At 32.8% G+C, this 15641-nt stretch carries 12 protein-coding genes; all 12 read left to right on the top strand.

From position 1 onward, the window contains the following. The first annotated feature begins 222 nt into the window (after window positions 1–222). Window positions 223–807: an HNH endonuclease signature motif containing protein gene (locus tag IGI66_RS14465; protein ID WP_438849371.1), complete on the top strand. Its 585-nt coding sequence runs from the start codon at window positions 223–225 to the stop codon at window positions 805–807. After that, window positions 758–2002: a hypothetical protein gene (locus IGI66_RS14470; protein ID WP_438849372.1), complete on the top strand. Its 1245-nt coding sequence runs from the start codon at window positions 758–760 to the stop codon at window positions 2000–2002. Before IGI66_RS14465 ends, IGI66_RS14470 begins: the two co-directional genes overlap by 50 nt. 193 nt (window positions 2003–2195) lie before the next feature. Beyond that, a complete protein-coding gene (locus tag IGI66_RS14475) occupies window positions 2196–2312 on the top strand; it encodes a GIY-YIG nuclease family protein (protein ID WP_438849373.1) in 117 nt (38 codons plus the stop codon). 171 nt (window positions 2313–2483) lie between these two features. Then, window positions 2484–2993 (top strand): hypothetical protein, encoded by a 510-nt coding sequence (locus IGI66_RS14480; protein ID WP_438849374.1) that lies wholly within the window; start codon window positions 2484–2486, stop codon window positions 2991–2993. A gap of 47 nt (window positions 2994–3040) precedes the next feature. Further along, window positions 3041–5203 carry an AAA family ATPase gene (locus IGI66_RS14485; RefSeq protein WP_438849375.1) on the top strand — a complete coding sequence of 721 codons (2163 nt, stop codon included), beginning with the start codon at window positions 3041–3043 and terminating at the stop codon, window positions 5201–5203. Continuing rightward, complete coding sequence (locus IGI66_RS14490) at window positions 5200–5688, top strand: 5-methylcytosine restriction system specificity protein McrC (RefSeq protein WP_438849376.1); 489 nt, start codon at window positions 5200–5202, stop codon at window positions 5686–5688. The genes IGI66_RS14485 and IGI66_RS14490 overlap by 4 nt, the downstream gene beginning before the upstream one ends. An 8-nt stretch (window positions 5689–5696) precedes the next feature. After that, complete coding sequence (locus IGI66_RS14495) at window positions 5697–6227, top strand: 5-methylcytosine restriction system specificity protein McrC (RefSeq protein WP_438849377.1); 531 nt, start codon at window positions 5697–5699, stop codon at window positions 6225–6227. A gap of 40 nt (window positions 6228–6267) precedes the next feature. Next, window positions 6268–7083 carry a hypothetical protein gene (locus IGI66_RS14500; RefSeq protein ID WP_438849378.1) on the top strand — a complete coding sequence of 272 codons (816 nt, stop codon included), beginning with the start codon at window positions 6268–6270 and terminating at the stop codon, window positions 7081–7083. A gap of 183 nt (window positions 7084–7266) precedes the next feature. Continuing rightward, window positions 7267–8157 (top strand): hypothetical protein, encoded by an 891-nt coding sequence (locus IGI66_RS14505; RefSeq protein WP_438849379.1) that lies wholly within the window; start codon window positions 7267–7269, stop codon window positions 8155–8157. 2 nt (window positions 8158–8159) lie between these two features. Then, a complete protein-coding gene (locus tag IGI66_RS14510) occupies window positions 8160–9185 on the top strand; it encodes an Eco57I restriction-modification methylase domain-containing protein (protein ID WP_438849380.1) in 1026 nt (341 codons plus the stop codon). Between the two features lie 6 nt (window positions 9186–9191). Next, window positions 9192–12494, top strand: a complete 3303-nt coding sequence (locus IGI66_RS14515; RefSeq protein WP_438849886.1) for a DEAD/DEAH box helicase family protein — start codon at window positions 9192–9194, stop codon at window positions 12492–12494. A 406-nt stretch (window positions 12495–12900) separates the two neighbouring features. Beyond that, window positions 12901–15579, top strand: a complete 2679-nt coding sequence (locus tag IGI66_RS14520; protein ID WP_438849381.1) for an AAA domain-containing protein — start codon at window positions 12901–12903, stop codon at window positions 15577–15579. Window positions 15580–15641 lie beyond the last annotated feature (62 nt).

Below are 15641 nucleotides of genomic sequence, written 5' to 3' on the forward strand. Positions count from 1 at the left end.
TAGAAATTAAGGTAGTAGCTGATTAGGTAGACTTGCAATTGAAAAAAAATTTTTTATTATTACTCTGAGCAAGAAGATATATACTATTTAGATGTTATAAGTAGTCTGTATATAGACGTTTGGGATAAGAAAACCGACGTTTACGATCAAAAAGTATTTTACAATAAAACTCATGTTATAATTCTTATTATTTTGATAATGAAAAATAAAAGGAGGGAAATAATGGGTAGAAAAAAAATTCCTATAGAGATTAAATATGCTCTGGTTCTTGCATATGGACAAAGATGTTCATCATGTTCTGAATTTAAGGAGGATGTTTGGAGGGATAGAAACTTGGTTATTGATCATATCATTCCTATAAAATATGAACAAAAAAAATATGAAAAAGAGAGGAAAGAAGCTTTTTCAAAATTTGAGTTATCAGATTCTTTTGACCTGAATGGTATTTTAAATCTCCGTCCATTGTGTGCAAATTGTAATAATACAAAAAGTGATGTCGTTTTTGGTGAGGTCACACAGTTAGCACTCAAAAAAGCTAAAAGCAAGTTAAGTGATGTAGAGAAATACATTAAAAAGTTTCATACTACTCCTGACGTATTAGTAATTATGAGAAGTTTGGAACAGTTACAAGATTCTGGGGCAAGTATAGAAGATATTTTAGATGAAGTAACAGGCATGAACAAACGCTTTTCTAATAAAAAAACAAAAGAAATCGTAGAAAGTTTTGATTCCAAAGTTTTAAATTTAAAAAATTCGAATGGAAGCATTACTTCATTTCTTCCTACTGAAAGAAAAATTAAAAGGTAGTTGTCTATTTGAGATTAATAGTCACTATGTCAGGGAAGCAATGATTACACTAGATCATCACGAAATATTAAGTAGGTATTACGGAGGCTCACATACTCCAATAGAATTAGGAATGCGCAAATATCTTATTAAAAATTTGGATGATGAAGGGTACTATGTAGATTTAGGAAATACAAGAATTTTCCTAAAGGAAGATCAAACCACAGGTTTTATTGATATTCTTGATGATTTTATTGATGAATATGTAGATCAACTACTATCAGTCTATAAGAAGAAAGAGATTACTAATTTTTTACCACGAGATAGTCAATTCGATGAATTTCATATTGCGACAAGTTCTGTTGGAGTTTGGAACCTTATTGATCAATTCACAAAAGAACATGATTATCAAAGAGCAGAAAGAAATAGCTGGAATATATTTGACGCAATGTGTTCTAACATGATAAAAGTTATTGATCCTAAAACATCGAACTATAAGGCTTTTATTAAAGTAAAAGAATCTATTGATTGTTTTGGAAATATTAAGATGAATTATTATTGGTGGGATTTTGATAATAGCTATGAAAAAAAATTGTGGACGATTATTGAATCTCAAGAATGGCTATTGGATCAATTACTTCCGAAAGTTCTTGATGAACATTTTGAGGAAAATAGTGCTAAAAACAATTCCTTCAGCTTTTTCAAAAGGAAAAATGAATCACTAAAAGAAGAAATTGACTATTCTAACTTTATGTCAAGTAATCAAAATGTGATCATTCAGACTCAAGATTTGTTTGGTGTTGAGGATATTATAAGTGTACTCAATAAACTTGAAGATTTGTATAAAAGAAGAATCAATTATGCGAATGTTAAAATTGAGTCATTAACGAAGGTGCTTATAGAAACAGAAAAGGCGTTTAAACAAATTGAGGTAGCAAAAATTAAAAATCCTCATCATCAAAACTATATTCAGGAGCGGCTTACCAACAAAATCGATGAAGTAAAGAAAAAACTTGAAGAAAATACTAAAACTACTTGGATTGAGGGGTATGTTTTAGGAACTTTATTTGAGGTGTTAGCTGAAATGATCTCTAATTTGAAATACGGTGGTATGAAAGAGAGACTGTTTAAGTTAATGAAAATTGAACTTGTCGAATATATACATCAATTGAATGAACGAAGTATTATTCAAGAAATTTTGAATGTATATGAATAAAACATGTAAAAAAGGTGTATTCTCATTATTAGAGTACACCTTTTTTACATGCTTTAAGCCTACTTTGAAAGTACTATCGTAGTGAATGATAATGTTGTTAGAATAAGAAAGTGATAAAATAGTAATAGCTTTTATTATGCAAATAATATACTTCTGATTGATTAATCGTTGCTCAATAACTGAGGGGAAAAATATGGAAAATAGAACTTTGTATGTATTAGAATTGGAAAACCAGAACTATTACATAGGACAGTCAGCTAATTTAGATAAGCGTTTAAAAAAACATTTTAAAGGTAAAGGATCAGCATAGACTCAACAAAATAAACCAATAAAGTTAATAGAAACAAAAGAAATTAGCGGTTTAGATTATTCAGAAGCTGAGATTTTAGAAAATTTACTAACTTTAGAATATATGGAAAAGTATAATTGGCAATGTGTTCGAGGGGGCTTTTTTTCAGACTGTGATCCTTGTGTCATTAGAATGAAATTATTTAAATTTAAAAAGGATGTTCCCGAAAAGATTATTAAAATTTTAGATGACAATTTTTCTCAAAATATAGAAAGTAAATTTCTATATTGTATCTTGTTAGAAAAAAATCGCTATTATCTGGGAGTTTCGAAAAATCCTAGTAAAATCTTTAAGAAGTACTGTAGAGAAGAAAAAGCAGCTTCATACATCAAATTATATAAGGCCAAAGAATTACTCTTCTTTGAAGAAGTTGAGTATGAAGAACGAGGAGAACTATATGATTTACTTGTACAGGCATTCATTAATTTGATGGCTCTGGTAGGATGTTACAGAGTGAGAGGCGGAGTCTTTGTAGATGCTGAGGATCACAAAGCATTTGAGACATTTAAAAAGCGAATCACTAGTAAAAAGTTCTGGTTTGACTATTCACCGGAATGGTTAGATTTTAAATTTGATGATTTCATGAAACCTACTGGGAAAGAGATAAATAATAAAGAATATTTGATCAAAAAATTGATTTAAGAATTGAAAATGCATAGCCATTTACAAAATTATAGGAGGAAAGACGATTGAGTGAAAAGAAAATGTTTGATTGGGTTGAATTTTATACTGAATTTGCTAATAAGTTATTGATGTATCAAAAGGATCGAGAAAAGCTAGTCAATAAAGTTAATGAAATATATGAGATTACAGGCATTAATATCCCTACACTGGAAAGAGATAAAAAGTTAGTTGATATTGATCCATTCACTGTTTTTGGCTTATTTAATAAAAGTTCGATGAAGGAATCCAACAGATTAAAGATTATTGAAACAATTTCGGAACTGTTCGATATCCGTTCTGACATCCCTACTTCCTTTGAAAGTATCCCTGTTTTAAATAACCAAAATGCTACTTTTTATTATTTTGCAGATGGGCGCGATGAAAATGACATTGATGATCTTTGGGAGTTATTCGATTCGGCGATGGCTTATTCGAAAGATCAAACATCGAAAAATCGTAAACAGGTATCAAAATACTTTGATTTAGTAATCAATAAAAAGGGTAACGGAAATAGTAAAGTCACAATGGGCTTATACTGGATTGCACCAGATTCTTTTTTGAACTTGGATTCTCGTAACACTTGGTACATTTATGAAGCTGGTAAATTTCCACATGATTTTGTTGAATCGTTGCCAGCAGTGGGGAATAAAATTTCATCAGATACGTATTTTGAAATTGTTGAAAAGTTAGGAACCTTTTTAAAGAGCGATGAAACGAAACTCAATGACTTCAAGGAACTTAGCTTTGAAGCGTGGAGATATTCAGAGGAGGTCAATGAGATGAACCGCGCTGAAAAAGTATCCAGTCAAAGAAAAAGAAGAGGCGAAGCTGTAGCGGATGAAGATGTTGAAACAGTTCATTATTGGATTTATTCGCCCGGTGATGCTGCGGTTTATTGGGATGAGTTCTATGAATCAGGAATTATGTCAATCGGGTGGAACTCACTCGGTGATTTGTCTTATTACGAAAGCAAAAATGAAATGAGACAAAAGCTAAGGAAAATTAATCATTCAGATGCCTCATATAAGAATGCGGTTCATGCTACATGGCAATTTGTAAATGAAATGAAACCGGGAGACGTCGTTTTTGCAAAGAAAGGTATGTATCAAGTAGTAGGACGTGGAATTGTTACATCTGATTATGAGTATGACTCCACAAAAGATCATAAAAATGTTCGTCATGTAGATTGGACACATAAAGGGGAATGGTCACATCCAGGGAAAGCGGTAATGAAGACCTTAACAGATATTACGCCATATTCGGAATATGTGGACAAACTAAACGCATTATTCGAGAGCGATACAATTGAAGATGTTGAAGGTATAGAACCTATTTATCCTTCTTATGATAAGAACAATTTCCTTGAAGAAGTTTTTATGAGCGAAGATAATTATGATACCTTGGTTAATCTTTTAAAAAACAAGAAAAATATTATCTTGCAAGGAGCCCCCGGTGTAGGTAAGACATTCGCAGCTAAAAGATTAGCTTATTCTATTATGGGCGAAAAAGATAAAGAGCGAGTAATGATGATTCAGTTTCATCAAAGTTATTCCTATGAAGATTTTATTATGGGGTTTCGCCCATCTGAAACAGGGTTTGAATTAAAAAAAGGAGCTTTTTATGACTTCTGTAAAGCGGCGGAAATTGATAGTGAAAATGATTATTTCTTCATTATCGATGAGATTAATCGTGGAAACTTGAGCAAGATTTTCGGAGAACTGTTCATGTTAATTGAAAATGACAAGCGTGGTGTGGAGCTTCAACTGCTCTATTCAGATGAGAAGTTTTCAGTTCCAGAAAATGTGTATATTATCGGCATGATGAATACTGCGGATCGTAGTCTGGCGATGCTAGATTATGCATTACGTAGACGTTTTGCCTTTTATGAGATGAAATCTGGATTTAAAACGGAAGAATTTCAGAGATATCAATCAGAACTGGCTAATCCAAAATTTGATAAACTTATTCAGAGTGTTGAAAATCTAAATGCAGTGATATCATTGGATGAATCGCTAGGGGAAGGCTTCATTATTGGGCATAGTTTTTTCTGTAATCTTCACGATTCCATGGAAGAAAATCTAAATAGTATTGTTGAGTTTGAGCTTATTCCTTTGCTTAAAGAATACTGGTTTGATGAACCATATAAAGTAAATGATTGGATTAGTACTTTAAGGGGCGCGATCAAGTGATTCCTATACGAAATATCTATTATATGCTGACATATGCTTTTCGCGTGTTGAACGAACAAGGATATAAGAAAATCGCTACGGAAGAGTTCAGCAATGTGGGTGACCTATGTGCAGCCATCTTATGTAAGGGCGTCTCAATTCAGCTTAAGCGTGGTTTAGACCGTGAATATGTTGAACAAGAAGAAATGCTTTCCACGCTGCGCGGAAAAGTCAGCATATCAGAATCCATCAAGACTCAAGCCATCCTTCGCAAGCAATTGGTTTGTACCTATGACGATTTTTCAGGTAATTCATATATGAATCAAATTATAAAAACAACCATGATACTTTTGTTAAAATCGGATATTTCAAAAGTAAGAAAAAAAGATCTTCGAAGGCTACTAATTTTTTTTGATGGAGTAGATACTTTGGACGCTCATTCGATAAATTGGAGTGTGCGATATAATCGAAATAATCAAACGTTTCTATCTGCTATCTGGTCGTAGCAGGACTATTGCAGACGAATACTGATGGAACGACTCAATTGATGGATTTTATTGATGAGCAGAGAATGAGTCGTTTGTTTGAGAAGTTTCTTTTTGAGTATTTCAAGAAAGAATTTCCGCAAATTTCAATTAGTGCGTCACAAATACCTTGGGTACTGGATGATGATATGTCATCAATGCTTCCAATTATGCAAAGCGATATCATGTTGACTTATGAAAAGAAGATTTTAATCATTGATGCAAAATATTATTCTCGAACAACACAGACTTTTTATGATTCTCATACACTTCATTCAAGTAATCTGTACCAGATTTTTACTTATGTGAAAAATAAAGATGCTCAGCTTAAAGAAGAAGGTTATGAGGTCTCAGGAATGCTGCTTTATGCCAGAACAGATGAAATGATCCAGCCTGATAATACTTATCAGATGAGTGGAAATGAGATTAGTGTTTCGACTTTGGATTTGGATTGTGATTTTTCTGGGGTAGCTGAGCAGTTGAATGGTATTGTTATGGAGTGTTTTGGAATTGCGGCTTAATGATTTAGCGATCTGATAGCTTTATGATGAGGTGTTATTAGTGACAGAAAATACTTTACGGAATCTATATGATATTGGATACAACTTGCTTGCTGAAAGCTCACAACCGACAACAGTACGTACTTTTTATCTTGAAGGTGTCACTAGAAAAGCTATAGGAATAGCCGAAACACTCCTTATGCTGATTAAAGTTAGAGGATCTGCAATAGAATATGTTCAAGAAAATATGACAATTACTAGTCTTGCCAGAAATATGATTGATCTATGTAGAATGATGAATTATTTTATTGAGCCAGGGATGAGTATGGCTGAGAGAAATTTCAGAGAAGACTGTTGGAGTTATCACAGTACTCAAACATTGTTTAATATAACGGATAAATTAAATGACTATGATTTGAGTTACAGAGATTTTTCTGGAAGCATGCATTTATTATTTTATCAAAGAGATTTGACGGAAAATGCTATATTTAAAACTCTGGATAAAGGTGATAGAAAAGCAATATTAAACGGGAAAAAGTACATTCTATCAAAGAGAATTACTTCGCGAATTTCGCCTATATCCATTAATGTAGAACAAGGGATTTATGATTTATTTTCTAATCAAGTTCATTCTCTACCGATATCAAATGATCCTTTTAAAATTGATAGTTTATACTCCGGAAATGTGATTGTCGAACTATCTTTAAAAGTCTTCAATTTATATTTGAGTATTTTGATATTAAATTATGCTCGTACTCGAAGATTAATTAGGAAAGCATTGACTGCAGATGAAAAAGATTACTTAGTCCGTATTTCTAAAGATTCAAGTCAGATTACTGACTGGATTGAGGGGCAGATGAGATATCTCGAAGATTAATTTTATTATAGTCTTTATTCAGTATTTTATTCATAGTAAAGTAAAAGTATAGCTATTTATGTTTATGACTATTATTGTTACAATTAATTCTATATCGAGGTGGATTCTAAGCCTACAAGAATAGATTCATTATTTTGGTAAGTCTAGTTATTAGTGAAATAAATCGGTTAAGGAGGCATTCTTTTGACAGATCCACATATAGATGAGTCGATTGATATTGACGAGAATAAATTATTACGTCACTCTAGGGATTTACTGAAAATTCTTTTAAAAGATAGAACAACTCAGAGAAATATTATTTGGGCGACTAATACTTATGAAAAAATGGGTAAAGGATTTGGGGCTAGTGACAGTATTACTATAAAACACGTTACTGGTACTCAGTCAAAGTTAATACGTCCACGCATTGAAAAATTGAAATACGAACAGAAAGATCGAACTAAGATTAAAGCGGAAGTTTTTACACCCACTTGGATAGTTAAGATGCAAAATGATCTTATAGATAGAGACTTTTGCAATCTTTCATTAGAAGATTATGTTTCGAAAACTTGGCTTGAGATTACCTGTGGTGAAGCACCTTATATGGTTAGTCGCTATGATAATGTCACAGGAGAATCGATACCTCTTAATGAAAGGGTAGGATTTATTGATCGTAAACTAAAACGAATTAGTGATCAGATAGACGATCCTTCCGAGTGGATTCGTCTAACAAAAGAAGCGTATAGATCAAGTTTTGGTTATGAATATCAAGGAGATTCATTATTAATAGCTCGCGAAAATTTATTGTATACCTTTATTGATTATTATAGTGAGAAGTTTCAACATACCCCTGATATATTATTGCAAAAGGAGATTGCAGTCATTGTTAGCTACAATGTATTTCAGATGGATGGTTTAAAATATGTTGTTCCTTTAAGTGAAAAAAATACTAATATAGAGCAATTGAATCTATTTAGCGAGTTAGAGGAATTTGAAAATATTAATAATGAAATAGTAGAAGGAATACCGGTTAAAATAAAAGATTGGAAAACTAAGAAAATGCTTGAATTTCATACATTGAAAGAGGAGGAATAATTATGAAATTTGATGTCGTGATTGGAAATCCACCTTATCAAGAAGAAGCACAAGGTAAAAATACTGCCGGACTCCCGGTTTATCATAAATTTATGGAGGAGGCTTATAGAATTTCCCCATTAGTAGAACTCATTACGCCGGCTAGATTTCTTTTTAACGCTGGTCAAACCCCTAGTGCTTGGAATAAAAAAATGTTGAACGATCCTCATTTGAAAATTGTTTATTATAATCAAGAAAGTTCAAAAATATTTCCCGATACCGATATTAAAGGTGGTGTAGTAGTTAGTTATCGAGATGAAAACAAAAATTACGGGGCTATTGAAGTATTTACCTCTTATCCAGAATTACAAAGTATCATGAAAAAGTCTGCTGCGAAAACGTTTGAGGAAAGTTTAGCGGCAATTATCTATACACAAAATAAATTTAATTTAAAAGAATTATATATGGATTACCCACAATACGAAAAGATCATAGGAAGTAAAGGACAGGATAAAAGATTTAGAAACAATATTTTTGATAAAATCTCAGCATTCACAGAAAAACCGAGGGATGAAGATGATATAAAAGTGTATGGTTTGTCAAATAAAAAGAGAGTTTATCGTTATATATCAAAAAAATATATAGACACATTGCATGGAAATTTAGGTGCGTATAAAGTGCTAGTGCCTCGATCAAATGGAACAGGAAGTTTAGGAGAAATTCTTAGTTCACCGTTGGTTGTAGCACCACTTATTGGGTACACTCAGACATTTATTGGAATAGGTGCATTCAAAAAAGAGTTTGAAGCGGAAAACTGTTTGAAATATATAAAAACCAAATTTGGCAGAACAATGTTAGGTATTTTGAAGATTACACAAGATAATAATAGAGATACTTGGCAAAAAGTTCCAAATCAGAATTTCAGCCAAGAATCTGATATTGACTGGTCAAAATCTATACCTGAAATTGATCAACAGCTTTACACAAAATATGGATTGAACCAAGATGAAATCAACTTCATTGAATCTAAAGTGAAGGAGATGGAATAATTGGACATGAATACGGCTGTTGTTCCAAAACGTGAAATAAAGCCAACAATTTATGCCTACATTACACCTACTAATACGGCTAAAGAAGGTTGGATAAAAATTGGCTATACTGACCGTGACGCTGATACACGTATTTGGGAACAGACTCACACGGTAGGAATTGAGCCTAAAAAGCTATGGGCACATGAAGCTCGTTTTAATGGTGGAGGGTACTTCTCAGACAGAGATTTTCATGAATATTTACGAAAAAGTGGTATACGAAGAAATAAGGGTACTGAATGGTTTTACTTCAATAGTCATCCTGAAAATGCTTTAGCACTTTATCGGGAATTTGTTTTCAAAGATTACTCTAAAATTCAAAAAGATCAACAATTAACTTATCAATTGCGAGCAGAGCAAGAGGCTGCGGTTGAAAAGACATTAAGTTATTCCGAAGAGAATCCCAGTGGTTCTTTTTTATGGAATGCTAAGCCTCGTTTTGGAAAGACGCTTGCCTCATATGATTTGGTTCGAAAGATGGAGGCTATCAATGTATTAATTGTTACCAACCGGCCTGCGATTGCAAATTCTTGGTTTGATGATTTCACTAAATTTATCGCTTGGCAAACGGATTATAAATTTGTTAGCGAGTCAGACTCATTAAAAGACTGTTCACCAATGTCACGTGAGGAATACGTCAATTATGCGACTAATAATGAAAATACAAAGCAGATTGCTTTTCTAAGTTTACAAGATTTAAAAGGCTCGCTTTATTTCGGTGGTGGATATGAAAAACTAAAATGGGTAGCCGATACGAATTGGGATATATTAATTATTGATGAGGCGCACGAAGGAGTTGATACATTCAAAACTGATATTGCTTTTGATAAGATCAAACGCCAATTCACATTACATCTTTCAGGCACACCTTTTAAAGCAATCGCTAAGGGTTCATTTAATGATGATCAAATTTTTAACTGGTCTTATGAAGACGAACAAGATGCTAAGTACACTTGGGATGGCGAAGAAAATAACCCTTATGAAACATTGCCACAGTTAAATATGTTTACCTACCAGATGTCCAAGATGATCACTGATGAAATTAACAAGGGAATAACATTAGAAGATGGAAACAATATTGATTTTGCATTTGATTTGAATGAATTCTTTTCTACAAAAGAAGATGGAAAATTCGTACATGAATCAGATGTTGTAAAATGGTTGGACACATTGACCCATAATGAAAAGTATCCCTTTTCTACACCAGAATTACGGAATGAACTTAAACATACATTTTGGATTATGAATCGCGTAGCGAGTGCAAAGGCATTGCAATTATTGCTTAAAAATCATCCTGTTTTTGAAAATTATGAAATTGTTCTGGCTGCTGGAGATGGCAAGACGGAATTAGAAGAAGTAGCAGTGAATGAAAAATCTCTAAAACGAGTAAGAGAAGCAATTGCGACTAAGGATAAAACGATCACACTTTCTGTAGGACAATTGACAACAGGGGTAACAATTCCTGAATGGACAGCGGTAATGATGTTGAGCAATATGAAATCGCCGGCTCTGTATATGCAGGCTGCTTTTCGCGCTCAAAATCCATATGTTTGGACTGAAAAAGTCAATGGTGAAGAAGTGCGATATCAAAAACAAAATGCTTATGTATTTGATTTTGCTCCTGAACGTACGTTAATTATTTTTGATGAGTTTGCCAATAATCTATCCACTCGAACAGTTTCTGGAGGGGGTACGACGGGTGATCGAGAGAAAAATATCAAGCGTTTGTTGAACTTTTTCCCTGTAGTTGGTGAAGACAGCGAAGGTAAGATGGTTGAACTGGATGCTTCGCAAGTTCTGACTATTCCCAAAACAATTAAAGCATCTGAAGTAGTCAAGCGTGGCTTTATGAGTAATTTTCTTTTTGCCAATATTGCTGGTATTTTCCAAGCCCCACAAGTAGCTTTGGATATTTTGGATAATATGGATTATGTATCTCAAGGAAAAATAACTAAACCAGAAGAAAAGCCTGCAATAGACACAAAAGATATTAATGTTGACGATGAAGGACAATCAGTTGTTGAACCTGAAATTGTAATCACAAAAACTGATGCGATTTTTGGAAAAAAACAATATACAATAGAAAAAGTTCAAGATGTTATATCGGAGACTCTTGAACCAGTGGAAGATAAACGAACGGCGGAGAAGTTATCCAATGACCTAAGTAAATCGGTAACAGAGATTATTAAGCCACAACTTCAAGATGTAAAAGAAGAATACAAAATTTCTAATACTGCTGTGGATCGTATAGAAAAGAAAATCAAAACTCAACTAAAACATTCTGTTGATGAAGCTAATATTGATTTTATGATTCAAAAGGCTCATTTAGAAAGCGACTTAAAGGAAAAAATTGAGCAGGCTGACAATGAACAAAGACGACTTGAGATCAATAATGATTATCAAACTAAAATTGAGAAAGCTATCAAGACACATAATAAAGAAGTCGAAAAAAAAGTTGTTGAAACCGTCGAAACTGTTCAAAAAGAAATTATTGAGACTCAAGAACGTAAAATAAAAAATAAAAATAAAACCGAAGTAGAAGAGGATGTACGTGGACGCTTAAGAGGATTTGCACGTACAATTCCAAGTTTCATCATGGCGTATGGTGATAATAATCTAGATTTAAATAATTTTGATCAATATACACCAGAAGACGTTTTTCAGGAAGTGACGGGAATTACTGTTGATCAATTTTTGTTCCTGAGAGATGGTGGGGATTATGAGGAAAATGGTGAAAAACATCATTTTGCAGGAAAACTTTTTGATGAAGTAGTATTCAATGAGTCTGTTCAAGAGTTTCTAAGAAAGAAAGTCGAGTTAGCTAACTATTTTGAAGAAAAGAATGAAGACATTTTTGACTATATTCCACCTCAAAAAACTAACCAAATTTACACCCCTAAATGGGTTGTCAAGATGATGGTTGAAGATTTGGAAAAAGAAAATCCCGGCATTTATGATGATTCGACTAAAACGTTTGCTGACCTCTATATGAAATCAGGTCTCTATATCACAGAGATTGTAAAGAAATTGTACAATAGTCCAGTGATTAAAAGTGAAATTCCAGATGATGGTGAACGAATCAAACATATTTTAGAAAATCAGGTTTATGGATTTGCTCCAACTAAAATTATCCATAAAATTGCAACGAATTTTATTTTTGGCAAGCTGGACAGTACGATTAGTCGAGAAAACTTTTTACAAGAAGATACAGTTGTATATGCTAAAAATGGAACGTTACAAGACTTAATTAATTCTTCATTTGATGAATAATCAATACTGAAAAATTTAATCAACTAACTTATAACTCAGTAAAAAAACTAGCAACTATACCTCAATTCTATAGGTGGTAGTTGCTAGTTTTTTTATTTTAGTAAATTTGAGATATAATAAAACGATCGATCATTACAATATGGACTATAAAATGACATTGATAATTTTCTCTTTTTCGGATTCACTCTTTTTTAATAATTTCCACATTTATGCTTAAAAGAGTGATAATTTTGAATTATTCATATTTGTTCTTAGATTTGTTTGAAATTAAGGGTTTGAACCAAGTATACGAGAAATGATATTTTAAAACCATAAAAAACGTTCTTCCCTCTTTGGGGATATCATGTTTTTTGTTAATAATTTCAGTTATAATAGAATCAATATAAAATAAGGGTTGATTTTTATTATGGTAACCATTTATATGAATGGGCAAAACAGAACCAATCAAATGAGCGATTGGCGTATATGGTGTAAGGAAGAGACGCAAACGTTAATGCTAACCATCTATTTTCCATCAGGGAAGAGCTGGTCTCAGCCAATGAAGGAATGTCAGATAGAGCCATGCCAAGAATTTAATAGTAACTTTCTACTTAGTAAAGACAATTATCATAGTGAAATTGAATACGCAGTTGAATATGGGAATAAGTTTGTTGTTGTAAAGTATCCTAGTAGTGAGAAACGATATGTGATGGAATCAAAAAATGTATCATTTTCCCCTAAGCCAGATTTAAAAAAAGAAGATCTTTTTAAATATTTCAGTGAAATTGCTTCTGAGAGAGTTTTCAATGCGGATAACGACAAAAAAGCTATCGCAGAAAATGTTCAACGACAACTTGAAAAGATTGTACCTTTTCGGGGAAATGCGTTGTGTGCATATTGTTATGGGAAAAATGAAACAAGAGAATTGCCCGATAATCTTATTTTTCCTTTTGGGATAAACGCGAACCAGCTGATGGCAGTGACTAATGCTTTTTCCTCACAGGTCAGTGTTATTGAAGGTCCTCCTGGAACCGGAAAAACGCAGACAATCTTGAATATAGTTGCGAATATTTTGCTAAAAAATCAAAAAGTCGCGATTGTTTCGAATAATAATGAAGCTGTTGTTAATGTCTATGAAAAGTTGGGAAAGGTTAATTTAGATTATTTAGTTGCCGAACTTGGTAGTGTGGTCAATAAGAATAATTTCTTTTCGAATGCTAGAGAGATTCCTAATAAGCCAAAGGGTCCTGAGATTGAAATAAAAACGATCCAAGAAAATTTTGACAAGTTGAAAAAGTATTTACAATTAAGAAATAAGCTTGCTCAATTTAGTGCAGAAATAAAAGAGTTTAAAACTGAGAGGCATTATTTAGAAGAATGGCGTAAGGAGCATCCTTCTGTAAAAATGATTAATGTCCAAAAATATAGATTAAATCCAAAGAAAATGACTGACTTAATGGTTTATATGAAATACTTAACGAACAGACACGTTTCTCTGGTAGATAGATTCAGACTCATCTTGAATTTCCGAGTATTTAAAACGCCTTTTCTGGATGACCTTTCAGAGCAGATGAACTTCATTTTTAGTTTACAATTCGCATATTACAATCAACAAATTGAGAATCGGCAAAATAAGATCAAAGAGTTAGAGAAAACGCTTGAAAATGCGGAATTTGACCATACGCTGGATGCTTTGAAAGAGGATTCTTTAGTTTATCTTAAACAACACTTAGCTAAAAATATTAAAGATGAGAAAATAAGTTTTACGGCTAATAATTATAGGAATAAAAAGAACTTCAACGCATTCTTGAATAGATTTCCTATTGTTGGTAGTAGTACCCATTCCATTATCAACTCAGTATGTGAAGGATTTTCGTTCGATTATATCATTATAGATGAGGCTTCTCAGCAAGATATTGTGCCGGGAATTTTAAGCTTAGGTTGTGCAAAGAATATCATCATAGTAGGAGATAGAAAGCAATTGCCTCATATTCCGGAAAAATCGAATCTAAAGTGTCCGTCTGAATACTATGACTGTACCAAATATAGTCTGTTGGATTCTGTTATCAAAGTATTCGAAAATGAAATACCCATGTCTTTATTGAAAGAACACTATCGCTGTCATCCGAAAATCATTCAATTTTGTAATCAGCAGTTTTACGATAACCAACTTATTCCGATGTCCGAAGATAATGGAGAACAGGCCATTGAGATTATTACCACGTCTAAAGGGAATCATACAAGAAATTATTCCAACCTAAGAGAGTTAGAATCTATTATAGAAGTAAGGCGTTCAGAAGAAAAAAATGTTGGTGTTATTGCTCCTTATAGAAATCAAGTAGCATTAGCTGAGAAAACCTTATCACCGAATTTCATTAAGAAAACAGTTCATAAATCTCAAGGAAGAGAATACCAAGAGGTCATCTTTTCTACAGTTCTTGATAAAAAGGGTTCCTACAAAGGAAGCAGACAATTTGTCGATCAATCACCGCTAGTAAATGTAGCTGTCTCAAGAGCGATTAAACGATTTACTCTTGTTACAGGTGACAGTGTTTTCGATGATGAAAGTAATATTGCTGCATTGATCAGATATATTAAGTATTATGCTGAATCCGACTTGATTCACGAAAGTCCAGTAATCTCTGCTTTTGATCTATTGTACGACGATTACGACAAATCATTGGAGAAACTTTCTGCGCGCCTTTCGAAGTCAAATGCTGAATATAAATCGGAGAGAATAGTCGATATTTTGTTGAAAGATTTATTAGCTCAGGAAGAATATCAATCATTAGAGCATCATAAGCAAATCTATCTGACACAGCTTGTTTCGATTGAAAATAATTCGTTTACACAAAGGGAGCTTGAATTCATCAACCAAAAGTCTAGCTGTGATTTTGTTTTGTATTACAAAGTTGGAAAAACGCCATTATGCGTCATTGAAGTGGATGGCGGTTCTCATGAAAAAGAAGTTCAAAAAGAACGAGATAGTCAAAAGAATTCTATTCTTGAGAAATCAGGAATCCCACTACTCAGATTGAAAACCATCGAAGGGAATATTGAGTTGAAATTGCACAAGTTTATTGATACGTGTTTATCTAAAGATTAATATAACCAATTATGTCACTAATGGCTGAAATGTTTTTTTGTTTTTTTAAAAGTATATAGGTT

Source organism: Enterococcus sp. AZ048 (assembly GCF_051715125.1).
GTDB lineage: Bacteria > Bacillota > Bacilli > Lactobacillales > Enterococcaceae > Enterococcus_A > Enterococcus_A gilvus.